The sequence below is a fragment of the Thermosyntropha lipolytica DSM 11003 genome (assembly GCF_900129805.1).
In the GTDB taxonomy this organism is placed as follows: domain Bacteria; phylum Bacillota; class Syntrophomonadia; order Syntrophomonadales; family Syntrophomonadaceae; genus Thermosyntropha; species Thermosyntropha lipolytica.
In genome coordinates this window covers 1-23,328 of sequence record NZ_FQWY01000005.1, presented here as the reverse complement: position 1 = coordinate 23,328, position 23,328 = coordinate 1, and the positions used below count along the sequence as shown (strand labels likewise).

At 42.3% G+C, this 23,328-nt stretch carries 24 protein-coding genes and 2 pseudogenes; 23 read left to right on the top strand and 3 right to left on the bottom strand.

Annotated features, from left to right (window positions below; all coding sequences use genetic code 11):
- The first annotated feature begins 55 nt into the window (after window positions 1-55).
- Window positions 56-1,579 (top strand): methyl-accepting chemotaxis protein, encoded by a 1,524-nt coding sequence (locus tag BUB92_RS01940; protein WP_159432292.1) that lies wholly within the window; start codon window positions 56-58, stop codon window positions 1,577-1,579.
- A gap of 28 nt (window positions 1,580-1,607) precedes the next feature.
- Here BUB92_RS01940 and BUB92_RS01935 read toward each other — a convergent pair whose 3' ends face one another.
- Window positions 1,608-2,177, bottom strand: coding sequence for a hypothetical protein (locus tag BUB92_RS01935; RefSeq protein ID WP_073089365.1), 570 nt, complete (start codon window positions 2,175-2,177; stop codon window positions 1,608-1,610).
- 118 nt (window positions 2,178-2,295) lie between these two features.
- Here BUB92_RS01935 and BUB92_RS01930 point away from each other — a divergent pair, with 118 nt between their 5' ends.
- From BUB92_RS01930 to BUB92_RS01860, 15 genes are all read left to right on the top strand, one after another.
- Window positions 2,296-3,549 carry a BaiN/RdsA family NAD(P)/FAD-dependent oxidoreductase gene (locus BUB92_RS01930; RefSeq protein WP_278280484.1) on the top strand — a complete coding sequence of 418 codons (1,254 nt, stop codon included), beginning with the start codon at window positions 2,296-2,298 and terminating at the stop codon, window positions 3,547-3,549.
- Between the two features lie 132 nt (window positions 3,550-3,681).
- Window positions 3,682-4,566 carry an AAA family ATPase gene (locus tag BUB92_RS01925; RefSeq protein ID WP_073089364.1) on the top strand — a complete coding sequence of 295 codons (885 nt, stop codon included), beginning with the start codon at window positions 3,682-3,684 and terminating at the stop codon, window positions 4,564-4,566.
- A 17-nt stretch (window positions 4,567-4,583) separates the two neighbouring features.
- Window positions 4,584-5,795 carry a vWA domain-containing protein gene (locus BUB92_RS01920; RefSeq protein ID WP_073089362.1) on the top strand — a complete coding sequence of 404 codons (1,212 nt, stop codon included), beginning with the start codon at window positions 4,584-4,586 and terminating at the stop codon, window positions 5,793-5,795.
- A gap of 172 nt (window positions 5,796-5,967) precedes the next feature.
- Complete coding sequence (locus tag BUB92_RS01915; protein ID WP_073089360.1) at window positions 5,968-7,110, top strand: acyl-CoA dehydrogenase family protein; 1,143 nt, start codon at window positions 5,968-5,970, stop codon at window positions 7,108-7,110.
- A gap of 67 nt (window positions 7,111-7,177) precedes the next feature.
- Entirely contained in the window at window positions 7,178-8,467 is a 1,290-nt protein-coding gene (locus BUB92_RS01910; RefSeq protein WP_073089358.1) for an FAD-dependent oxidoreductase, read from the top strand.
- Entirely contained in the window at window positions 8,464-8,748 is a 285-nt protein-coding gene (locus tag BUB92_RS01905; protein ID WP_073089356.1) for a ferredoxin family protein, read from the top strand. The genes BUB92_RS01910 and BUB92_RS01905 overlap by 4 nt, the downstream gene beginning before the upstream one ends.
- 28 nt (window positions 8,749-8,776) lie before the next feature.
- Complete coding sequence (locus tag BUB92_RS01900) at window positions 8,777-9,526, top strand: electron transfer flavoprotein subunit beta/FixA family protein (RefSeq protein WP_073089354.1); 750 nt, start codon at window positions 8,777-8,779, stop codon at window positions 9,524-9,526.
- 14 nt (window positions 9,527-9,540) lie between these two features.
- Window positions 9,541-10,461, top strand: a complete 921-nt coding sequence (locus BUB92_RS01895; RefSeq protein WP_073089352.1) for an electron transfer flavoprotein subunit alpha/FixB family protein — start codon at window positions 9,541-9,543, stop codon at window positions 10,459-10,461.
- A 201-nt stretch (window positions 10,462-10,662) separates the two neighbouring features.
- Complete coding sequence (locus tag BUB92_RS01890) at window positions 10,663-12,597, top strand: PrkA family serine protein kinase (RefSeq protein WP_073089350.1); 1,935 nt, start codon at window positions 10,663-10,665, stop codon at window positions 12,595-12,597.
- A gap of 10 nt (window positions 12,598-12,607) precedes the next feature.
- Entirely contained in the window at window positions 12,608-13,777 is a 1,170-nt protein-coding gene (gene yhbH / locus BUB92_RS01885; RefSeq protein WP_073089486.1) for a sporulation protein YhbH, read from the top strand.
- Window position 13,778: 1 nt separating this feature from the next.
- Complete coding sequence (locus BUB92_RS01880; RefSeq protein WP_073089348.1) at window positions 13,779-15,137, top strand: SpoVR family protein; 1,359 nt, start codon at window positions 13,779-13,781, stop codon at window positions 15,135-15,137.
- A gap of 102 nt (window positions 15,138-15,239) precedes the next feature.
- Entirely contained in the window at window positions 15,240-15,884 is a 645-nt protein-coding gene (locus BUB92_RS01875; protein WP_073089346.1) for a deoxynucleoside kinase, read from the top strand.
- Window positions 15,885-15,977: 93 nt separating this feature from the next.
- The gene (locus tag BUB92_RS01870) at window positions 15,978-16,436 is read left to right on the top strand and encodes a hypothetical protein (protein WP_073089345.1); all 459 of its coding nucleotides are present in this window, start codon (window positions 15,978-15,980) and stop codon (window positions 16,434-16,436) included.
- A gap of 24 nt (window positions 16,437-16,460) precedes the next feature.
- The gene (locus tag BUB92_RS01865) at window positions 16,461-17,690 is read left to right on the top strand and encodes an ATP-binding protein (protein WP_073089343.1); all 1,230 of its coding nucleotides are present in this window, start codon (window positions 16,461-16,463) and stop codon (window positions 17,688-17,690) included.
- Between the two features lie 13 nt (window positions 17,691-17,703).
- Window positions 17,704-18,411: a CPBP family intramembrane glutamic endopeptidase gene (locus tag BUB92_RS01860; RefSeq protein ID WP_073089341.1), complete on the top strand. Its 708-nt coding sequence runs from the start codon at window positions 17,704-17,706 to the stop codon at window positions 18,409-18,411.
- A gap of 186 nt (window positions 18,412-18,597) precedes the next feature.
- Here BUB92_RS01860 and BUB92_RS01855 read toward each other — a convergent pair whose 3' ends face one another.
- The gene (locus tag BUB92_RS01855; RefSeq protein WP_073089339.1) at window positions 18,598-19,356 is read right to left on the bottom strand and encodes an enoyl-CoA hydratase/isomerase family protein; all 759 of its coding nucleotides are present in this window, start codon (window positions 19,354-19,356) and stop codon (window positions 18,598-18,600) included.
- A 207-nt stretch (window positions 19,357-19,563) separates the two neighbouring features.
- On the opposite strand from BUB92_RS01855, the gene BUB92_RS01850 reads away from it, so the two are divergent.
- The 7 genes and pseudogenes from BUB92_RS01850 to BUB92_RS01820 all read left to right on the top strand — a co-directional run bounded on the left by BUB92_RS01850 (window position 19,564) and on the right by BUB92_RS01820 (window position 22,884).
- Entirely contained in the window at window positions 19,564-19,866 is a 303-nt protein-coding gene (locus BUB92_RS01850; RefSeq protein WP_073089337.1) for an FmdB family zinc ribbon protein, read from the top strand.
- A gap of 141 nt (window positions 19,867-20,007) precedes the next feature.
- Entirely contained in the window at window positions 20,008-20,718 is a 711-nt protein-coding gene (locus BUB92_RS01845; RefSeq protein ID WP_073089335.1) for an HAD family hydrolase, read from the top strand.
- 12 nt (window positions 20,719-20,730) lie between these two features.
- Entirely contained in the window at window positions 20,731-21,003 is a 273-nt protein-coding gene (locus BUB92_RS01840; RefSeq protein ID WP_073089333.1) for a late competence development ComFB family protein, read from the top strand.
- 3 nt (window positions 21,004-21,006) lie between these two features.
- Window positions 21,007-21,456 (top strand): ribonuclease HI, encoded by a 450-nt coding sequence (gene rnhA, locus BUB92_RS01835; protein WP_073089331.1) that lies wholly within the window; start codon window positions 21,007-21,009, stop codon window positions 21,454-21,456.
- An 18-nt stretch (window positions 21,457-21,474) separates the two neighbouring features.
- Window positions 21,475-21,921 (top strand): annotated as a pseudogene (locus BUB92_RS11965) (acyltransferase); the annotation flags it as partial.
- An 80-nt stretch (window positions 21,922-22,001) separates the two neighbouring features.
- Window positions 22,002-22,631 carry a YkgJ family cysteine cluster protein gene (locus tag BUB92_RS01825; protein ID WP_073089330.1) on the top strand — a complete coding sequence of 210 codons (630 nt, stop codon included), beginning with the start codon at window positions 22,002-22,004 and terminating at the stop codon, window positions 22,629-22,631.
- A gap of 49 nt (window positions 22,632-22,680) precedes the next feature.
- Window positions 22,681-22,884 carry a nucleotidyltransferase substrate binding protein gene (locus BUB92_RS01820; RefSeq protein ID WP_073089328.1) on the top strand — a complete coding sequence of 68 codons (204 nt, stop codon included), beginning with the start codon at window positions 22,681-22,683 and terminating at the stop codon, window positions 22,882-22,884.
- 198 nt (window positions 22,885-23,082) lie between these two features.
- On the opposite strand, the pseudogene BUB92_RS12005 reads toward BUB92_RS01820, so the two are convergent.
- A pseudogene (locus BUB92_RS12005) lies at window positions 23,083-23,280 on the bottom strand (transposase); the annotation flags it as partial.
- Between the last annotated feature and the right edge of the window lie 48 nt (window positions 23,281-23,328).

Below are 23,328 nucleotides of genomic sequence, written 5' to 3'. Positions count from 1 at the left end.
CAGTCGAATTTCAATTTAAATACCGGGAGAATGGCAAGTGGGGGGAGAAGGCTTAATGGGTGAAAATTATCTTCTGCAGCAGAATATGCTGAAGAGCCATCAGCGCATGTTCCTGGCTACTCTTATCATTGTGGTACTGGCCAATATGGCTACTTTGGGGATTTATTTTAGCGGTACAGGTTCAGAATCGCTTACTTTGCAGAAGATACTAAAAGAGATTATTCTATCCGGCATTATTATTGGTATAACATTTTTACTGGTTAAAAAATATGCTACTATCTGGATAAGCAAGTACCTGACAGTTTTAATGGTAGGACTTATAATGTTTCTTTTTAATTGTTTGATGTATGGCTCGAAAGAATTGTTTGCTAACCTGTACCTGGTTGTAGGGCTTAGTATCCTTTATTTTGATGTGCCGCTTACTATTTTTGCCAGCCTTATGGTTTTTATTTTGCATACAGTATGGATAATACTTTTTCCCCAGGTGATACCTGAAGGTAATATAGGGGCTACTCTGGGGGTTAGGTATTTCTGCTTTCTCTGGTTTGCTATAGCTGCGGTTATAATAGCCAATGTGGCCCGCAAGCTTTTGCTGTTTGCGGTGCTCAATGAAAGTAAGGCACAGGAGCTTACAGAAGAGCTTAAAAAAGCAGCAGGAGAAGTGGCAGCCAAAGCCGATTTGCTTAAAACCTCTTCCCGGAATCTTTTGGAGATTGCGCAGGAAACTGGAGAAATGGCCAGGCAGATTGATGCCAGTGCTGGAGAGATAGCCCAGGCTTCTTCTGAAGAAGCCAGCCATGCTGCTAAAACCGCAGAACTGGTAAAGGGAATGGCGAATGCTTTAGGCAAGGTGGGAAATAGTACGGGCATGGTGACTGAACAGTCGCAGGAGTTCCGCCATATTGTGGAGGAAGGGCTTAAGGCCTTAGAGGAGCAGCAGTATTATGCAAATGAAGCCAATGCAGTTCAGGCTTCGGTTAACCAGGTAGTTTCCCTTCTTAGCCAGAAATCAGCCGAGATTGTAAATATAGTTGATTTGATAAGCGGGATTGCCGACCAGACTAATCTTTTAGCCCTGAATGCTGCTATTGAAGCAGCCAGGGCTGGGGAAGCAGGCCGGGGGTTTGCCGTAGTAGCAGATGAAGTAAGAAAGCTGGCGGAAGAATCACGAGGGGCGACAGGAGAAATAGCTTCCTTGATAAATGAAATCCAATCTGATATGGAAGCGGTGGTGAAAGAGATAAAAAGATCCAGTGAGGTAGCGGAAAAACAAAATGCATCAGTTGCAGCCAGCCAGGAGCTATTTGCTAAGATTGAAAGGGGAGCCCAGCGTATCGACACAGCTATTCAGGAAATATCAGCCGTTATGCAAGAAGTTCTATCCTTAAGCCATGAAGCGGTAAATGAGGTAGAAAGCATATCGGCGGCAACCGAAGAGGCGGCAGCTGCCAATGAAGAAATAAATGCCCTCATAAGCCAGCAGACGGCAGCGGTAGAAAAGGTAGCAGGCATGATTGCTGAACTGCAAAAGGCAGCTGATGAACTGCAGCAGATGGCAGAAGAATTAAAGAATAAGTAATGAAAAGGTATAAAAACCAAACCGGCCTTTATAGCCTGGCCGGTTTGTTATTTAGAAGAGAGGAAAATTGTTCATCAAGGTTTTTCATGTCTTCTTTGGTGATATTTTGCAGTTCTTCCTGACTTACCGGGTAAAAACTGATAATGCGGAAAGCGCCTTTTTCATAAATCAGGATAGCCATTTCCATATGCTGTTTTTGGCCATTTTCTATAAAACTGTAAGCCACAATAGCGCTGTTTTTCCCTTTTTGGGAATATTTTTTTTCTATGTTTACCGTCAAATCAGAAGGAAACTTATTTTGGCTTTCAATATCAGTTATTACCTGTTCTATATCTTTTATAACCTGTTCTCTCCGCTCAAGGAGCTCGGCGGGAGAATAAGTGCTGTACTGGGGCAGAAACTGTACGGCCCAGAAGACGCTCAGGTTCTGAGCTACCCGGGCATAATCCCGGCTAAAATAAGCATCATAAAAATCTTCTACTACCTTTTCTGCTGGAGAGGTGTCTATAAAGGCGGCGTAAAAGTACATAAGAGCCAAAATAGCGGGGATGACAAAATAAATGTACTTGGGGACTGAGTTATTATTTTTCGTTTCCAACTTTGCTACCTCCAAAAAAGGATAGAATAATATAAATAGAATTTTAACAGATAAAATGAGGTTATACAACATGACCTTTTTAAAAAATAAGTGAATAAATGATGAAGGAGGATTAGTTTTGGCAGATATAGGCGTTATTGGAGGAGGACCGGCAGGTATGATGGCAGCTATCATTGCCGCCCGCAGCGGAGCTGATGTGGTCCTGTGGGAAAAGAAAAAACGGGTGGGGACTAAGCTCAGGATAACCGGTAAAGGAAGGTGTAATATAACTTCTGCCGAAGAAGACCGGGAAAAGTTTATATCTTCTTATCCGGGAAATGGAAAGTTTTTATACCGTGCTTTAAACGAGTTTTCCAATTGGGATTTGCTCAATTTTTTAGCTGAACTGGGAGTTAAGACGAAAGTAGAAAGAGGGAAAAGGGTATTTCCGGTTGCTGATGATGCTGATCAGGTAGCCGAAGCTTTGAGGAAAGAGATGCAAAGGCTGGGAGTTAAAGTATATTTAGGAGTAAAAGTAGATGATATAGAAATAAAGGGAGGAGAAGTGCAAGGGATAATAAGTGAAGGCAAACTGCATCCTTTTAAGGCGGTAATAGTTGCTACCGGCGGTCTTTCTTATCCCGGGACTGGTTCGACCGGAGATGGCTACCTTTTTGCCCGGAAAGCCGGGCATACTATAATCGAACCGCGTCCGGGACTGGTGCCTCTGGTAGTGGAGGAAGAGTGGGTGCGTGATTTACAGGGATTAAGCCTTAAAAATGTAAGGGCTTTTTCCTGCAGTGAAGAAGGAAAAAAAATAAATGAAGAATTTGGCGAGCTTCTTTTTACCCATTTTGGCCTTTCGGGACCCATTATCCTCAGTATGAGCCGGGATATAGGGGATTATATCTGGAGAACGGGAAAAAAGGTACGGGTGTTTATTGACCTTAAACCGGCTCTGGATGAGGAAAAACTGGACAGAAGGCTGCAGAGGGACTTTAGCAAATATATAAGAAAGCAGTTTAAGAATGCTTTAGATGACCTTCTGCCCCGCAAACTTATACCGGTAGTAGTAGCTTTAAGCGGGATTGAGAGGGAAAAGCCCTGTCATCAGATAACCCGGGAGGAGAGAGGGAACCTGGTAAAACTCCTTAAAAAGCTCCCTTTGACAGTTATTGCGACCCGCCCGGTAGCGGAAGCCATAGTTACAGTAGGGGGAGTAAGTGTAAAGGAGATCCATCCGAAGACTATGGAATCTAAACTGGTGAAAGGGCTTTATTTTGCGGGCGAGGTGATCGATGTTGACGGCTATACGGGAGGATTTAACCTGCAGGCTGCCTTTTCCACCGGCTATGTGGCGGGAAAATACGCGGCGGCTCGTTTAGCAAGATAAGGCAAAAATTACGATTCGTAATAGATTTAAAAAAAGAACCGTCCCCAATTTAAAATTGACGGGGAGGAGGTTTTTTGCTAAGATTTGATTTAAAACCGTATAATTAGCATATAAATATTGGAGGAATGGAAAATGGGAAAGGAAATGAAAAAATACCGCGGGTCGGCCAATTATATAGTATCGGAAGAGCTTATGAACAGTGTAAACATTGCCATAGCTCTGGGTAAGCCGCTTCTTTTAAAAGGAGAGCCGGGAACCGGCAAGACGATGCTGGCTCAGAGTATTGCTGAGGCTCTTAATATGCGGCTTATTATCTGGAATATAAAATCTACCACTAAAGCGCAGGAAGGATTATATGTTTATGATACGGTACAGAGGCTTTATGACAGCCAGTTTGGCGAAGGGGATGTTTCGAACATCAAGCAGTATATAAAGCTGGGTAAGCTGGGGGAAGCTTTTGTTTCCGATGAACAGGTGGTTTTGCTCATCGATGAAATTGATAAAGCTGATCTGGAATTCCCCAATGACCTTTTATGGGAATTAGACCAGATGAGCTTTTATATTCCGGAAACGAAAGAGACTATTGTGGCCAAACATCGGCCTATAGTAATAATAACCAGTAATGCCGAAAAAGAACTGCCAGATGCTTTTTTAAGGCGTTGCATATTCCACTATATAGCTTTTCCGACACCGGAAGAAATGGAAAAAATAGTAAGGGTGCATCATCCGGATATTGACCGCAAGCTGCTGGAGCAGGCTATGGAGGCTTTCTATATGTTAAGAAGCCTTCCCAATATTCAAAAGAAACCGAGCACCAGCGAGCTTATCGACTGGCTGCAGGCCCTGGTTATTGGCGGCATAAAACCGAGCCGCATCAAGCAGGAACTTCCTTTCCTGGGCGTTTTGCTTAAGAAGAATGAAGATTTAGATGTGGTGTTAAATCAGCTTTACAACAAAAACCAGAATAAGAATGCTACTACTTATATCAGCGGGTCTATCAACCGTTTCCGGGTGTAAAAGAGGGGATTAAGAAGATGTTTACTGATTTTTACTATGTTTTGAAAGCTTATGGCGTACCGGTTTCCATGAATGAATGGTATACCTTGATGGAAGCTCTGGAGAAAGGCCTGGCTGGATCCAGCCTTACCGGTTTTTATTATCTCTGCCGTTCGGTTCTGGTTAAAACCGAGGCCCATTATGACCGCTTTGATCTGGCTTTTGCCCATTATTTTAAAGATGTGGAAACCCCGGAGGGCTTGCCGGAAAAGATATGGGAATGGCTGGACAAGGAGCTTCCGGAAATGGAAATTACGGAAGAGATGAGAAGAAATCACCGCCAGCTGGATTTGGATGAGCTGAAGCGGATGCTGGAAGAAAGATTAAGAGAACAAACCGAAGAACACCACGGGGGCAATTACTGGATAGGAACAGGAGGTACTTCGCCTTTCGGGCATTCCGGCTATCATCCGGGAGGGATAAGGATAGGAGGGCAGTCCCGCAATCTGTCGGCGGTAAAAGTGGCAGGAATGCGCCGGTTCCAGGAGTTCCGTACCGATGAGACCCTGGGGGTAAGGCAGTTTCAGGTGGCTTTGCGCAAACTGCGGCAGTTCACTTCCCGTTTAGATGGGCAAAAAACCGAGCTTGATTTGGACGGAACTATTAACAAGACATGCCAGAATGCGGGCAGGCTGGAGCTGGTATGGGAAAGGCCGCGCGAAAACAGCATAAAGGTGCTGCTCCTGATGGATGCCGGGGGTTCTATGACGGTGTACAGCCGGCTTTGCAACCAGCTTTTTACGGCGGTTAATAAATCCAATCATTTTAAAGATTTAAAGGTTTTCTATTTCCATAACTGCATATATGATTGGCTTTTCCATACTCCTCACTGCAGCCTGAGCGATTATACCGAAACCGAGTATGTTCTCAAAACTTACGATCCCGAGTACCGGGTCATAATTGTAGGCGATGCTAGTATGGCGCCTTATGAGCTTACCCGGGTAGGAGGAGTGATCGACTGGGAACTTTACAATGATAAACCAGGTATAGAATGGCTGAGGAGGATAAGGAGAAAATTTGAATATTCGGTTTGGCTGAATCCTATTCCCCGGGATTACTGGGAGTGGACAGATGGAGCCTTTACTATAAAGAAGATTGCGGAGATTTTCCCCATGGAAGAGCTTACGGTTGATGGGTTGGAACGGGCAATCAAAAAGCTGCGCAGCCGCCAGGCAGTGGCTAATTTATAACCCTAAATTAAAAAAAGGAGAGCAGTTTTAATTCCTTTGCCAAAGGAAAAAACTGCTCTTTTATTTTTTAAAAAAATATTTGCATAAATTTTATTTTGGATATAAAATTATTACAAGAACAAAATATTTTAAAATGAAACGTTAAGAATAAAAAGTGGGGAGGAATTAGATTATGGATTTTTCATTGAGTAAAGAGGAACAGCTTATTCAGAAGGCAGCTGCCGAGTATGCGGAAAAATTTATTGAACCGATTGCTAAACAGATCGATGAAGAAAACAGAGTGCCTGATGAAATAATAAAGGGATTAGGGGAATTAGACCTTTTCGGTATTCCGTTTGCTGAAGAATACGGTGGAGCAGGTGCAGGTTATGCCTGTTATGTTCTGGCTATGGAGCAGATAGCTGCTGCTTCTTCCGGAGTAGGCATGATTTTATCTGCTCATACCCTGGGATTAGGGGCTATTGATAAGTTTGGTACGGAAGAGCAGAAGAAAAAGTATATGTTTAAGCCCTGCCGGGGCGAAGAAGTAGCTTCTTTTGCTTTTACCGAACCGGCTACGGGATCTGACCCGAAGCAGATAGCTACTACGGCCAGGCGGGAAGGAGATTATTATATTATCAATGGAACCAAACGCTTTATATCCAATGCCGGTTATCCGGGACCTATTGTAGTATTTGCCAAAGAAGAAGAAACCGGCAAGGTAAGTGCTTTTATCGTGGAAAAATGGTGTGAAGGCTATTCCATATCTGAGCCCTGGGAAAAATTAGGAATGCATGGCGGGCCTCTTCTGGATGTATATCTTAAGGATGTAAAAGTACCGGCGGAAAATCTTTTAGGCGGACCTGGCATGGGTTATGCTATCCTGCAGTATGCTATCTCTTTTGGTAAGGTAGGGGTAAGTGCCTGTGCTCTGGGAGGAGCAGAAGCTGCTTTACGGGAAGCCTTTAAGTATGCTAAAGAAAAGATGCACCGCGGTGAACCGATTACCAAGTTCCAGGGCATAAGGCTAGCTTTGGCGGAGATTGCTGAAAGGGTAGAAGCCTGCCGCTGGATGGCTTATCGTTTAGGTTATCTGGCTGACCATGCCAAAGATCCGGCTCAGTTTGCCAAAGATGCAGCTTTAACTAAAGATTTCATCTGTGCCCAGATCGTAGATATTTCAAGGCTGGCGGTCAATGTTCATGGCTCCTATGGCCTTATGAAGGATTACAAGGTAGAACGCCTGTGGAGAGATGCTATAATGGGCCTGCAGATTGAAGGGGTATCAGATATGCAGAAAGAAATAGTAGCCGGCGTACTCCTGGGAAGGAAGTAAAGGGGATAGAGGGGAGTTTTTTCTCCCCCGTTTTCTGCTTATTTTCCATTGAAGGCGGGTGGTAAGAATGGAGGAAAGATTTGATGCGATAATAGTTGGTGGCGGACTTGCAGGTTTGGGAGCAGCATATACTCTGGCTTCAGAAGGGCTGGAAGTTTTACTCCTGGAGAGAGGAGATTATGCGGGAGCTAAAAATGTTACCGGGGGACGTATTTATCTGAACCCGGTGCGGGATATGTATCCTGATTTGTGGAAAAAAGCACCTTTAGAAAGGTTTATCGCTCATGAAGAAGTGGCCATAATGGCTAAAGAGCGTTCCCTGACCCTTCGCTACAGCGGGGAAGAGCTCAGAACCGAACCTTATCAGAGCTACAGTATATTAAGGGCCAAATTTGACCGCTGGTTTGCCAAACAGGTAGAGCGCAAAGGAGCTATGATCGTAACCAAGAGCAAGGTCGATGACCTGATATTTGAAAACGGCAAGGTAGCAGGGGTTAAAGCGGGAGAAGATGAACTTTATGCTGATGTAGTTATAGCCTGTGATGGGGTGCTTTCCCTCCTGGCAGAAAAGGCCGGCCTGCGCAAACCAGGGAATCCTAAAGACTATGCCGTAGGGGTAAAAGAAGTTATTGAACTGGAAGCGGCGGTAATTGAAGAAAGGTTTGGATTAAGTGAAGGAGAAGGGGTTGCCCGGCTGTTTATGGGAGAAGTCACTAAAGGCATGTTTGGCGGTGGCTTTCTCTATACCAATAAAGACAGCATAAGCCTAGGTCTGGTAGTGAGCATAAAAGAGCTTATGGAAAACAAAGATAGAATCGAGCTTCCGGTTATGTTTGAAGAGTTTAAGAATCGGCCGGAAATCGCTCCTCTTATCAAGGGAGGACAGACCGCGGAGTATTCGGCGCATGTAATTCCGGAAGGAGGCTATAAGGCTTTAACTAAGCTTTATGGAGACGGCATCCTGGTAGCAGGAGATGCAGCAGGTTTTTCCATGAATATAGGGGTTACGGTAAGGGGTATGGAATATGCGCTGGCTTCCGGCTATTATGCGGCGAAGGCGGTTATTAAGGCGAAGGAAAAGGGAGATTTCAGCGCCAAAACCCTGGCGGTTTATGAAGAGATGCTTAAGAACAGCTTTGTAATGCAGGATTTCATCAATTTTAAGGAAGCTCCTCATGTGCTGGAAAATCCAAGATTTTTTACTTACTATCCGGAACTGGTAACCAGTATTATGCGGGATCTGTATGCCGTTCCTGCCGGGCCTAAAGAACGGCTTTATCCTACGGTCAAGAAGTATCTGGGCTTTAAACAGCTCTGGGCTATGGCCGGTGATATGAGGAAGGTGATGAAGATATGAGCGAACCGCTTAACCTGAAAGCTAAACTGGGGCTCAATGTTTTCAAGGAAGATAAGGAAAGGCATATAAATATAAAGCCAGGCATGGAAAAAGACCCCCGTTTAAAGAGGGCGGTTCTGGTATGTCCAGCAGGGCTTTACAGCCTTAATGATAAGGGGGAAGTTGAATTTACCATTGATGGATGTCTGGAATGCGGTACTTGCCGCATTGCCTGTGGAGTTGAGGTTTTGGATTGGAAATATCCGCATGGCGGAGCTGGGGTTCAGTTCAGGTTTGGCTAAAAAATAGATTGGTAAGGAGGGTAAAAGGATGAATGTGGTAGTAGCTATGAAGCAGATTCCTGATCTGCAGCAGATAAGGATTAAAAATCGGCAGCCGGTTTTTGATGATGTTCCTCTCACCTTTGGCACTATTGACAAAAATGCTCTGGAAGCGGGGGTTATGCTCAAGGAAAACAATCTGGCGGAGAAAGTTATTGTTCTGGCCGCTGGCAGTGAAGATCTGGAGGATACGGTAAAAGAAGCTCTGGCCGCAGGAGGGGATGAAGCTTTTTTGATTGTAGGGGATGATTTAAATGGAGCCGAAAGCAGCATAATAGCACAGGTGCTGGCAGCCGGGGTAAAGAAGATTGATGATGTAGGCCTTCTTTTACTAGGGGAAGGAAGTGGCGACAATTATTCCGGACAGGTAGGATCTAGAATTGCTGAGATTTTAGGATGGCCTCAGGTGGGTTATGCCGGTGCTATAAAGCTGGAGGGGAATAAGGCGATAGTAACCAGGGTGCTGGAAGATGCCGAAGAGGTAGTAGAAGTTGCCCTGCCGGCAGTAATCACGGTAGTTTCAGGTATAAATGAACCGCGTATTCCATCGGTTACCCAGATTCTTAAAGCAGGCAAAAAGCCGAAAGAAGTGATAGAAGAAGATGAGCTTGATGGTATAAATAAAGAAGCCCTTATAACTACGGTAAGCAATCTGGCACCGGAAAGCGACCGCAAGCGGATAGTAGTCAAGAATGTAGCGGAACTGGTTGATAAATTGAGAAGCGAAAACATGATCTAGGGGAGGTGGATTTTATGGCCGTTTTGATTTTCAGTGATAAAGCTAATCTGGCTCTTGAACTTTTGACTGCGGCTGAGGCTATAGGGGAAAAGGCTAAAATCCTAGTTATAAATGATGATGAACAGGCCGAGATTTTAGCCCATGCGGGAGCAGAGGTTTATAAGATTAATAATAATAATGATGTAGTTTTGGCTGATACAGCTCAGATAGCTGCTGTTGTCAAAGAGGCAGCTTGCAAGCTGGGAGCAGATATTGTTCTTCTTTCTTCCAACCGGCGGGGAAAGGAGTTGGCAGGCAGACTGGCTCAAAAGATGGGAGCTGGCTGTCTTACTGATGTTTCTTCTATGGAGATTAATGGCGGCAGGATAGAGTGTAAGCGCAATGCTCTGGGGGGAGCAACGGTTGCTACCCAGTACATAAATACAGATAAAAAGGTTATTGCCGTAGCGCCGCGCAGTTTTGCTCCTTATGCCGGAAGCGGCGGTAAGGTGGAAGAGCTTGCCTTGGACCTGCCTGCTGCTGCGGTTAAAGTTCTGGAGGTAAAGGCCAAAGAAACCGACACGGTTGATATAGCCGCTGCTGATAAACTGGTAGCTGTAGGGCAGGGCCTTAACAGCAAAGAAGATTTGCCGATGATAGAAGAGCTGGCTAAAAAGATTGGAGCCGAGGTTGCCTGTTCCAAACCGCTGGCTACGGATAAAAAATGGCTGCCCGAAGAGCGCGTAATTGGGCTTTCGGGTAAGATATGCAAACCTGAGCTGGCTATACTCCTTGGTATATCAGGACAGGTGCAGTTTACGGTAGGGATAAGAGACGCTAAAGTTATAGTGGCCATAAATACAGATGAAAACGCTAATATAAATGCTATGGCTGACTATATACTCACAGCTGACCTGCATGAAGCGGTAAAAGAGATGAATAAGCTTTTAGGGTAGAAAAGTTTGCTAAGAGCTTAAAGAGCAGGGATATTTGCTTTAAGGGGCATATCCCTGCTTTTTTAGCTGGTACCAGATTTTAATCTTGTTTATGGAAAACTTTGTAAAAAAATATATTCGGAATAGGGCATACATATAAATATACTGTTAGATGCTCTATTCCGAATTTTTGTTTTAAGGCATCAGTTCCTAAGGAGGGAGATGTTTAATATGTCTTATGATTTTGAACATTTAATCAAGGAAGATAGAAAAAAGAGAAAGCATGAAAATTTTCAAGGCACTTTTCTCGATTACCTTAATATAGTTAAGGAGAATAAAGATGTAGCTATGCTGGCCCATGAGCGGATGTATCGTTTAATTACTGAACCGGGGGTAGAAGTTATAAAGACGGAGGATGATCCGCGTTTACGCAGGATTTACGGCAATGATGTCATAAAAAGGTATAAATTTTTTGCCGATGATTTTTTTGGCATTGATAAAACGATTATGGAAATAGTAAGGTATTTTCATTCTGCGGCCATGCGGGGAGAAGAATCAAGGCAGGTATTGTACCTGGTAGGGCCGGTAGGATCAGGAAAATCTTCTATTATGGAAAGCCTTAAGCGGGCATTAGAAAATAGTCCGCCTATTTTTGCTCTGGAAGGCTGTCCTATGCGGGAAGAGCCTCTGCATCTTATACCTAAACATCTGCGGCCTGAATTCGAAAAGATGCTGGGGGTTAAGATTGAAGGGGATTTATGCCCGGTGTGCCGCTATCGTTTGCTTAATGAATATAAGGGAGAATATGAAAATTTCCGGGTAGTAACCGTGGATTTTTCTATTCGTTCCCGTAAAGGTATTGCCGTAGTACCTCCGGTTGATCCCAATAATCAAGATACTTCGGTTTTGATTGGTTCTGTGGATATATCGAAAATGGACCTCTATCCGGAAGATGATCCCCGGGTTTTATCTCTTAATGGGGCTTTTAATGCCGGTAACCGGGGTATTGTTGAATTTATAGAAATATTTAAAAATGATGTGGAATATCTACATACTATAATCACAGCTACCCAGGAAAAATCAATACCTTCTCCCGGTAAAGGACCTATGATATATTTTGATGGTATAATACTGGCCCATTCTAATGAGGCAGAGTGGAATAAGTTTAAATCAGACAATACTAATGAGGCTATTTTAGACCGTATTGTAAAAATAGAGGTTCCCTATTGCCTGGAATTAGATCAAGAAGTTAAGATCTACCGCAAAATTCTGCGCCAGAGCAAGTTTGATGCTCATATTGCACCCCATACCCTGGAGGTCGCTTCTATGTTTGCCATCCTGAGCCGTCTTAATCCTTCCAACAAAGTTGATATGATAACCAAGATGCGTATTTATAATGGAGAAGAAATTGTGCAGAAAGAACTGCAGCAGAAGATAGATATTCAGGAATTGCGTGAAGAAGGGGGCAAGGAAGGTTTTAAAGGAATATCAACCCGCTTTATTATGAAGGCTATTGATAATGCCTTATCTGAGTCACCTTATAACTGCATAAATCCTATTATTGTTTTAGAATCTTTAATAAAATCGGTTAAATCTACGGATATGCCAGATGATGAAAAACAGAAGCTTCTAGGTTATCTGAAAGATACGATAAAAAAAGAATATCACCGGATACTGGAAAAAGAGGTAACCAAGGCCTTTATTCATGGCTATCGGGAACAGGCAGAAGCTTTATTCAATAATTATCTTGACCATGCCGAAGCTTTTGTGAATAAGACTAAACTTAAAGATAAAAATACGGGAGAAGAACTGGAGCCGGATGAAAAGTTTATGGAGTCTATAGAGTCAGGGATAGGGCTTACCGGCAATGCTGCCCGTGGTTTCAGGCATGATGTTACTGCTTATATGTTTACCCTTTTACGCAATAACAAGAAGATTAATTATGAAAGTTATGAGCCTTTAAGAGAGGCTATTGAGAAAAAACTTACTTCTTCGGTAAGTGAACTTTCGCGAATAATTACCAGGGCGCGGGTAAGGGATGAAGAACAGAAGAAAAAATATGATGCGATGGTAGAGGAAATGAAGCGAAGCGGCTATTGTGACCACTGCTGTAATGTAGTTTTAAAATATGCTGCCAATAACCTGTGGAAAGACTGAGGTGATAGTGGTGGCTGTATTTCGTGATTTTGAAGGGAGTGGAAGAGATAGGAGCGCTGAAGACCGCCGCCGGCACCGGCAGCTGGTTGAAGATGCCATAAAGCGCAATATTGGTAGTATAGTAGCCGAGGAGAGTATCATAGGCAAAAGTAAGGATAAAGTGTTTAAGATACCTATAAGAGGAATAAAGGAGTACCGTTTTATTTATGGAGAAAATAAACCCGGGGTTGCTACCGGTCAGGGCAATGAGAAACGGGGACAGAGGATTTCAGGTAGCCGGGGAGGGATACCAGGAGCAGGAGATGGAGCTGGAAGTATAGAGGGGGAAGATATTTATGAAACAGAAATTACCCTGGAGGAACTAGTGCAATATTTATTTGAAGATTTAGAGCTACCTTTTATGGAGAGAAAGAAGTTTTCTTTTATTCAATCGGAAAGAAGCAACAAACGCTGGGGAATACAGCGCAAGGGAATTCCTCCCCGACTCAATAAAAAGCGGTCTATGGTAGAAAGAATAAAACGGAAAAAAGCTACGGAAAGAACTTTAAGAGAACTGGGGATAGAAGGAGAAATAGAAAGATTTCCTTTTAGTGAAGAAGATCTCCGCTATCAGCGGGTCAAGGAAGATATAAGAACAGAGTCGAATGCGGTAGTTATATGCATTATGGATAATTCTGGATCTATGTATCTTAATAAAAAATATATGGCCCGTAGTTTTTTCTTTTTGCTTTATCAGTTTGTTCGCTATCGTTATGTAAATGTAGATCTGGTATTTATAAATCACACTACTACCGCCAAAGAAGTAGATGAGGATGCCTTTTTTCACCGGGGAGAATCAGGAGGTACCATGATAAGCAGTGGATATGAAAAAGCATTAGAAATTATAAAAGAAAGATATGATCCTGCTATCTGGAATATATATGCTTTTCATTGCAGTGATGGAGATAACTGGCCTGAAGATGTACCTAAAGCCGTAGAAAAAGCGGTAGAACTTACCAAGGTATGTAATCTGTTTGGCTATGGAGAAATTATTTCTTCCTGGACTCCGAGTAAAACTATGCTTAGTGAATATAAAACGGCTATAGATGCTCCTAATTTTGTCTGGGTTACTTTAGCCAGCAAAGAAGATATTTGGCCGGCCTTTAAGAAGCTTTTGCAAGTCGCGGAAAGGGAGGGATAAGGTGGGGAGTGATTATGTAATAAGTGATTTGATCTACTACAATGAAAAAATAGAAAAGGTAGCCCGGGAGAAGGGGCTTGATTTTTATCCCCAGGAATTTGAACTTTGTTCCTATGAAGATATGATAGGATATGAATCTTATATGGGTATGCCTTCTAGATATCCCCACTGGAGTTTCGGCAAAGCTTATGAAAGAAAAAAGACCTTTTACCGGTATAACCTAACCGGGCTCCCTTATGAAATGGTAATAAATTCCAATCCCTGTTTGGCTTATCTTATGAAAGATAATACTCTTCTTTTACAGATACTTACCATGGCTCATGTTTATGGACACAATGACTTTTTTAAAAATAATCGCCTTTTTAAATTAGGAACCCGAGCTGAAAACACTTTGGAAATGTTTAAATCTCATGCTGATAGGATTCGCAGTTATATTGCCGATCCCAGCATAGGATATACCAGGGTAGAGAGGATAATAGATGCTGCTCATTCCATACGTTATCAGACAACAAGAATTATAGGAGAAAAAAGGCTCAGCCGGGAAGAGCAGAAAGAAAGAATAATAAGCAAGTTTTCTCCTAAACCAAGTGAACATCCTTGGTTAGAGGACAATAAAAAAGAACCTATGCCTGATTTAGAGAAGATTCCGCTGGTTCCCGAAGAAGACCTGCTGCTTTTTTTATATGAATATGCTCCTTTAAAAGATTGGGAAAAAGATATACTTATGATAGTAAGAGAAGAAAGCCTTTACTTTTTACCTCAGATAGAAACTAAAATAATGAACGAAGGCTGGGCAAGCTACTGGCATTATCAGATTTTAAACAGCCTTGATTTACCTTCAGGTTTACATCTGGAGTTTTTAAAAAGGCACAATCAGGTAGTTGCTCCTTTAGAAGGGGGGATTAACCCCTACCATTTAGGTTTTAAGATATTTGAGAAATTAGCGGAAAAAAATAAAGATCCCGGTTTTATTTTCGAAGTGCGTGAACAGGAAAGAGATGCTTCTTTTTTAAGGCGTTATCTGGATATAGATTTGGGCAGGGAGCTAAACCTTTTCCAGTTCAAAAAGAGCGGTAAAGATTATATTGTATCCGAAATTGCTGATGACGAAGGCTTCGCAAAGATAAAAGAGACTTTGATTGCTAATGTGGGAATGAACAGTATACCGAACATAAGGGTGGTAGAAATTGGACGACATAATATGCTGATGCTGGAGCATGAATGGGAGGGCAGAGAACTTAATCTTGAATATGCTCATAATACCGTTAAGCATATTGCGAGCTTATGGGGAGGGAAGGTACGGCTTAGAACCAGAATACGCAATACTATCCAGATAATAGAGAGTGAAAAAACAGAATAATCAGATAATTTAGTTTTTATGTTCGGCATTTTTTATGGTAGGATTTAAGGGATGAATCTAGAAATATAAAGATAACAAGCCTGGCAGAAAGGAGACCAAGAAGTGGAAGAGACTAACAGGGTAACTATAGTAGTTGACGGGGTGACAGGAGTAGGCAAGTCGAGCCTGGTAAAGATATTAAGCGAAGAGTTTGACCTTAAACCTTTTAGCGAGATGTTTGAAGATGAAAATATGCTTCTGCACAAGTTTTTCCATGATAGAGCCAAGTGGGCTTTTCCCATGCAAACTAATTTTCTTACCAATCGTTTTCGCCAGTACCGGCAGGCTATGAAAGTGGGACGGGCGGTTATGGATCGTTCTATTTATTCCGACCGGATATTTGCCCGCATGTATCTGGAATATGGATATCTAAATCCGGAGGAGTATGCCGTATATAATAATCTGCTTAATGTCCTTTTAGATTATGTAACTCCGCCTCAGCTTATGGTATATCTCAGGGTGAATACCGATGAAGCTGTGCGCAGGATAAGAAAAAGAGGAAGGCCGGATGAGCTGGAGGTCGAATATGAATACTGGGACACTTTGAATAAGTTTTATGAGGCTCATTATCAAAATTTTGACAGCACCAATCTCCTGATATTGCAGGTAGATGAACTTGATTATGTAAATAGGCCGGAAGATAGAGAATATGTTTTAAATCGCATAAGGCAGGCTTTAAATATGAAAGGAGTGCAAAAAGTAGGATAAAAAACCGTAGCTAAAAAAACCGATTTTTGCTAAGCTTAAAATCAGTCATGCTCATGACTGGTTTTTCTGTGTTTAGGGATAAAGAGAGGAAGGATGAAAGGTTGGGAAGGGATGACTTTAGCTTTAGGGATTTTGGCGGCAGTGATACTTTCAGGTTATAGCTTTTATTTTTACAAGATAATAATAGGAAGGCCGGGAGAATTTGAGCTTAGCCTGCTAAAAAGCCTGGGCGAATGGATTCTGGCGCGCCGTTTGCGAGCAAGGACGGATTTGTGGCTGATGCTTTTATTTTCGGCTTTTCTGGAACTTACTTATTTCCTGCTGGCTTTTGCTGTAATAAAAAACCCCCTTTTGCTCTTTTTTACTACTTTTTTGGCGGGATTTGAATTTTTGCATTTATTGATGCTAAGGAGAAGGTTTAGCCTTTTTTTAAAGGGGGGACTAATGCTGAAAAACCTTTTTTTATGGCCGGTAGAAAGGATAAGTGCTCTCTTTTTATTTACCCACTCGCTCCTGGTTTTGCTAAGCCTTATTTTCTGGCAAACGGTGTAAAGCTTAGGAAAGGAGAGGTCTTTTTTGCTTAAAAAACTGCGCCTGGCTTTGGCAAGTTTAACTGTATATCGTAATTTTCTGCAAGAAAAGCCGGTAATTAAGCTTATAAGACATCTGGATGATGTCTGGCAATACGGGCAGGATTCCCTGCAGGCGGTAGAGAGCTATCATGATTTTATTTTTACTCTTTATCTCACAGGCCTTTCCCTGGATATGTTTTTATTAGATTTTATTCTTCACGATGATAATCCTTTTTCCCGGGAAGCAGAGCACAAGCCCCTGGAGGAGATTAGTGAGCATATGGTAAAGGCGGCAGCCCGAGATCTGGCTGTATTACAGGAACTTTATAACTTCCCGTGGCGAGAAGTTTATTCTTCTTATCCCCTTCCCTGTTTTACCCATGCTGAGAAAGAAGGAGCAAAAAATATTTTCCAAGGCCAAAACTGGCCGGATGCCTTACCTTCCCTGGCGGTTTATTATGCGGAAAATTCGCGGGGAGTAGTTTCCCGTTATCGGGCTTTGCGCTGGGAGAAGGGAAAAGGGCTGGTAGGGGTAAAAAATCCCGAAGTTTGCCATCTAGATGATTTGTTAGGGCTTGAAGAGCAGATTAAAAAGCTTTGTCTTAATACCGAATGTTTTCTTAAAGGGTATCCTGCCAATAATGTGCTGCTTTATGGCCCGCGGGGAACCGGCAAATCTACCATGATAAAAGCACTGCTGACCAGGTATAAAGATACCCGTTTGCGGCTGGTAGAAATAAGGCGGGAAGAAGTAAAAGAATTAAATAAGCTGGTAGAGAGGCTTAAGGATTATAAACTGCGGTTTATAATCTATATAGATGATCTGTCTTTTGAAGATTATGAAACAGGTTATAAAGGGCTTAAAGCGGTACTGGAAGGAAATATTCAGGAGGTGAGCGATAATGTCCTAGTTTATGCTACCTCCAACCGGCGCCATTTAGTAAAAGAATATTTTAGCGACCGGCTTAAAGCGGATGAGGAAATACACTTCTTTGATTCTATGGAAGAAAAATTATCCCTGTCTGACCGTTTTGGCTTGGTTATTACCGTGCCTGCTCCCGACAGGACGACCTATCTGGCCATAGTTCAGAAACTGGCTTTAGCCAAGGGAATCCATATGGAAAAAGAAGAACTGGAGAAAAGAGCCTTAGCCTGGAGCAGGAATGGACATGGGTTTTCTGGACGCAGTGCCCGGCAGTTTGTCTATTCACTGGGCGAATATTGTCAGGCTTAAAGGAGGTTTGATTTTGAACTTTTTTGATAAAAGGATTAACTGGGGTTTGACCGATGTGATCCTGATCTATTTAGGCATAGTAGTTGCTGGGGTCTTATTCAGCACCTTTTCCCCGGATATAATAACTTTTATGTATTTTAAAGGCATTGAGCCTAGTGAAATTAATCTGTTTTTGGTGAGTTATTTGCTGCAGTTTTTAATTACGGTTTTGTTAGTATTTTTATTTGTTCTCTTAATAAGAGGAAACAAATGGAAAGATTTAGGGATAAACCCTGTTTCCTGGCCTCTTTTTGTGCAGTATGGATTGGGGGGAGGGCTTTTTTTAATTATATTTATACTTTTATCATCTATACCTATAAACTATTTGAACCCCGATCTTTCCCCCCAGCTGTATGAAGAAATATTGAGAAGTGTGCAGAATAAATACCAGTTGGGGCTCCTATTTTTATCCGGTGCGCTGCTGGCGCCTCTATCGGAGGAGTTATTTTACCGGGGCATGATTTATCCGGTTTTACGCAGATATCTAGGAGTAAGAGGAGGAATACTTTTAGGCGGGGTTATTTTTGGCCTGGCTCATATGGATTTGTGGCGAGCCCTTCCTTTAAGCATAGGAGGTATTATCCTCTGCTATATATACGAGAAAACCGGCAGCTTGTGGCCGTCAATAGCTGCCCACGGGATATGGAACGGAACCATGGCCCTGATTTTAATTTGGGTTTAATTTGGGGACGGTTCTTTTTTTAAAATCTATTACGAATCGTAATAATTTAAAAGGAGACGGAAGCCAGGGGTTTTTTATCCTGGAGAGAAAAACTAGGAGATAACGGAGATAATAGCGGGAATAACCAGAGGAATGAAAAAAAGAGTGAAACAGAAGGTCTTTTTCTGTTTCACTTGGGAGTCTATTTTAGGTGAGAGGAGTAAACATAAATATCGGGCTTCTGCCTTCTTTGGCAGCTTCCGGTTTATAATCGTAATATTCAGGGTCCTCGTATATCATCTTGTCTATGATATGTTTGTAGGTTCTTCGCTTCATTTCGGCCAGCGTAGTGCGTGACTTATTAAAAGTGCGGGCAAAAGCTACGGCTTCTTCTAAGGTTTTCTCGCCATTTTCGCAGGCTTTGATTATCACATTATATTTCTCCAGTTCTCTGGCATCTACCCTTTCCCCGGTAAATTTCAGGCGTATAAACAGGTGGTAGGGCATTATCCTTTTCATCCATTCAATCATGGAAGGAGCAAACTGAATGCCAAGGTCTATTTCCGGAAAACAGAAATATCCCCGATCGGCGCGCATAAACCTGAAGTCGCAGGAACCTGCCAGCATGGCGCCATTGCCAAAGGCGTGGCCGTTGATAGCTGCAATAGTGGGAACAGGAGATAGGAGAAAAGCTTTAAATACTTCACTGTTGCGGTAAAGCCATTTGCTTATGGTGGGGTAATCGCCGGTTTTCAGCTGTTCACCCAGCCAGTTGGTATCTACGCCCAGGGAAAAATATTTAGGGTCACTGGAAGTTAAAACTATAGCTTTGATTTCCTGATCAGCCAGGATTTCCTCATAGGTAGCCAGCATCGCTTCGGCCCATACCGGATTATGCCGGTTTTCGCCGTTGTTCATTATCATAATCGCTACCGTTCCGTCTTTTTGCCATTCTACAATGGCCATCTAAATCGCCCCCCGATATGTGATGTATATATTTTATATTTATATTATTACACATATATGAATTTACGAATAGTATTTTTGCAAAATGCTATTATAAAAATAAACTAATTTCCTATCTTAGCCCTTGCTTAAAAATTATCGGTGGTAATATAATTAAAAACAGGGTTTAAAATAAGGAATTTACCAAGAAGGAGGAGGGGTGATGCCATGCCTATTTATGACTACCGGTGTGAGAACTGTGGAAAATTTGAAATTAAGCAGCGGATTACTGAAGATCCCCTTGCTTCCTGTCCTACCTGTGGCGGTAAGGTAGAAAGGCTTATAGGCAAGAATATTGGCATAGTTTTTAAGGGATCCGGGTTTTATACTACTGATACTAGGATGGCTAAAGATAGAGCAAGACAGATTAATCAAGAAAGGCAAAAAGATAACCAGGCTCTCCTGGATGGGGATATTAAATCCTATGTGGAGCAGGCGGAAAAGACTGATATTAATATCAAAGAGGCTTAAGGCAAAAAGGAGGAGGGTAGGCAGCTACTGGCTGTCTGCTTTTTTTATTAAGCAGAGAAAAATTTTGCCCTCTTGGGGAGCAGGATTTCCCCCTTCTTTGCCGTAATTAATCAGGTAAAAGCTATTTTTGAGGTGAAGCATTTGTTTAAAGCAGTTACTTTTGATTTTTGGAATACCCTTTACAAACCGCCGGCAGTTAAGGAGGCAGGCAGGCAAAGGATAAACCTTTTTCATAATTACCTTTTAAGCCTGGGGATTAATGTAGAACGCCGGGAAGTAAAGGAAGGCTTTCTCAAGGCCTGGGATGTAGCTCATAAAAAGCAGAGGGAAGAGGGGCTGGATATAACTCCTAAAGGACACCTTCATATTATATTAGAACATCTTAAAATAAAGCTGACACCGGAAGAAGAAAAAAAAGCATATACTATATATACTGAAACCTTGCTGGATTATCCCCCGGTTTTAAATGATGATGTAAAAGAAGTCTTGCCTCTCCTTAAAGCCAGGTATAAACTGGCAGTAATTTGCAATACCGGCATAACGCCGGGGAAAAATTTACGCCAGCTTATGAAAAAGGATGCTATTTTAGATTTTTTTGATTTTCTGGTCTTTTCCGATGAAGTAGGTTTTGCCAAGCCGAGTGACCGGATATTCAACTTTACGTTAAAGAATTTAGGGGTGGAAAATAAACAGGCAGCCCATGTAGGAGATGATATACTAACCGATATGTGGGGGGCGAAAAATGCCGGCATGACTACAGTTTGGCTGGCCCCGGAAGGGGAAGAGAAGTTTTCCTATGTGGACTATCATATTTTGCGCCTGGGCGAGCTTACAACCATTTTGGGCGTATAAGGAGACGGTAATATGCAGATCGTAAATGTAGTGGAGAAAATGGTGTGGGATAAGATGGATGCTGTGCTGGCAAAAAAACAAGACATATGCCAGTGTGAAAAGTGCCGGGCCGATATAGCTGCTTATGCTTTAAATAAGCTGAAGCCGCGCTATGTGGCGAGTAGCAGAGGAGAAGTTTTTGTTAAGGCTCAGTATATGGATGTGGGGCTTGCAGCCGATGTCCTGGTTGCTTTGACCGAAGCTGCGGAGGTAGTAGGTAAAAATCCCAAGCATGATAAGGAGTAGATGATGAAAAAGATAGTTATATATACAGATGGAGCATGTTCAGGTAACCCGGGACCTGGCGGCTGGGGTGCCGTTTTGCTTTATGGGGAGCATCGCAAAGAGATAAGTGGGGCGGAAAAAGAAACGACCAATCAGCGCATGGAGCTTACAGCAGTAATAGAAGCCTTAAAGGCTTTAAAGAGAGAAGGATTGGACGTTACAGTATATACTGATAGTGCTTATATTGTAAATGCCTTTAAGGAAAACTGGATAGAAAGGTGGCAGCAGAACGGCTGGAAAAACAGCCAAAAAAAAGAGGTGGCCAATAAAGATTTGTGGCAGGAGCTTTGGCACCTGATGCAAAAAAACCGGGTAAAAATCGAGAAGGTGAAAGGACATGCCGGAGATGAGCTTAATGAGTATTGTGATCAGCTGGCCAGGAATGCTATCCTTAAATTAAAGCAGGAAAAGTGATGAAGGTGGGTGAAGGCGATGTGGCAAACTCTTTATGACCGTTATTCTACTTTTATGGTAAAAAGACAGCTTACTACCTGCGGCGCCAACTTAAGGGCCCGTAATGTAGGGGAGATATTTAAAGGTAAAGGGGCCGAAATCCATGTCGGCAATAATGTACTTTTAGAACGCAAGGTGCGCTTATCTTTGGGAGATAATGCCCGTATTTATATTGGGGATAATACCTATCTAGGTGATTTCTGCAATCTGCTGGCCGTAAAAGAGATAAGGATAGGAAAAAACTGCGCCATAAGCTGGCATGTGCTTTTTATGGATACTTCTTCCCATCCTTTGGGCTTCCGGGGAGAAGTTCCCCAAACGAAAATAGCTCCTATTGTAGTGGAGGATCATGTGTGGATAGGCTGCCGGGCGGTAATATTAAAAGGGGTCAGGGTAGGAGAAGGGGCTATAATAGCTAATAATGCCGTAGTTACTAAAGATGTTCCTCCCCGCACTATGGTGGCCGGGAATCCAGCTAAGGTTATAAAAGAGGATGTTATCTGGGAATGAAAAAGGTAGAGGTAACTAAGGAGAGGGGAAAGATAAAGATAGCCAGAATAGACCGGGCTGCCAGCCTAAAAGATCTGCTTGATGCCTGGCAGCCTTTATGTGATGATAAAGAAGTTGCTAAACTTTATGCTGATGAGTCTAATATCTGCAAAGGATGTAAAATAAACTGCTGCCATACTGCTTATGTAATCCCGGATATTATCGCTTTTAAAAAACTGGCTTCTTTTTACAGACTGGATTACCGCCAATTTATATCCATATATTTCCAGGAAGAAAAAGTTAAGCGGGGTATTTTGCGCTTAAAGCCTGAGCCCTGCATTTTTCTTGAGGATAATATCTGCAGCGTTTATCCCCTGCGCACTCTCCTGTGCCGATTTTATCTGTGCAGTGAAATAGAGGGAAATACCGAGGAGTTGATATGGAATATTACCTGGACCGGTATAGCAGCCACTCAGGTTTTTGCCAGGCAAAATGGTCTTCTGCAAAATATCCATAATAACGGCCTTACCAGTTTTGACCTGCTTTTTAAAAAGAATATAGATTATTATGCGCAAAGCCCTAATGTATTAAAATTTATGCAAGCCGAAGGTTATGAAGAGATAATGCTCAGGGATTTCCGGATTTAAAGGGAAGTAGGCAAAAAAACAATGGGAGGAATAAAGTAAGTAATGAGCAGTGATAGATATAGAAGTGGAAGCATTTGATGAAGCCCAGACAATAACAGCTTTGCAGATGACGGATGATTGCAACTTAACAGTTCATACTTATAATGAGGCTTTGGCGAAGGAAATTTATGGCCGAATGAAAGACTATGTTGGTTTAATGGCGTTTTGGATTATGAAAATAGAGGAAAAGCAGATAGCCCTTTTCCTTTTTTAAGGAGGAGTTAAGGGTATCTGAGCAAAAAATCATATGCCAGGCAGAACAAAAAAAACAGACCTGGTATTCTGAAGAGTAATAAATTTCGACAGATAGACCAGATGTGGGTACAATTTGCCCACTTTTATTTTTATGAAGGCCTGTTTTCAGGATTTTTTAAGGGGTTAGCTGATAAAGTCAGGTAATTACTCTATTTTTTTCTCTAAGGAGCCTTGAATTCCAGCTGGTTACAATCGGGTCAAGGTTTTTACAGAGTTTTGAAATTGTAGACTTTGAAAACTCTGCACCACAAATCCCCTTAAAAAATTTACTTTTTATGGTACAATAAAAGAGAAAATAGTTTATAAAGCCTATTCTTAAGGAAAGGAACCGTATCCTTATGGATATACGCAACATAGATGACAAATACTTCAAAGAAGTAATAGAAAACCCTGAGCTAGCAGC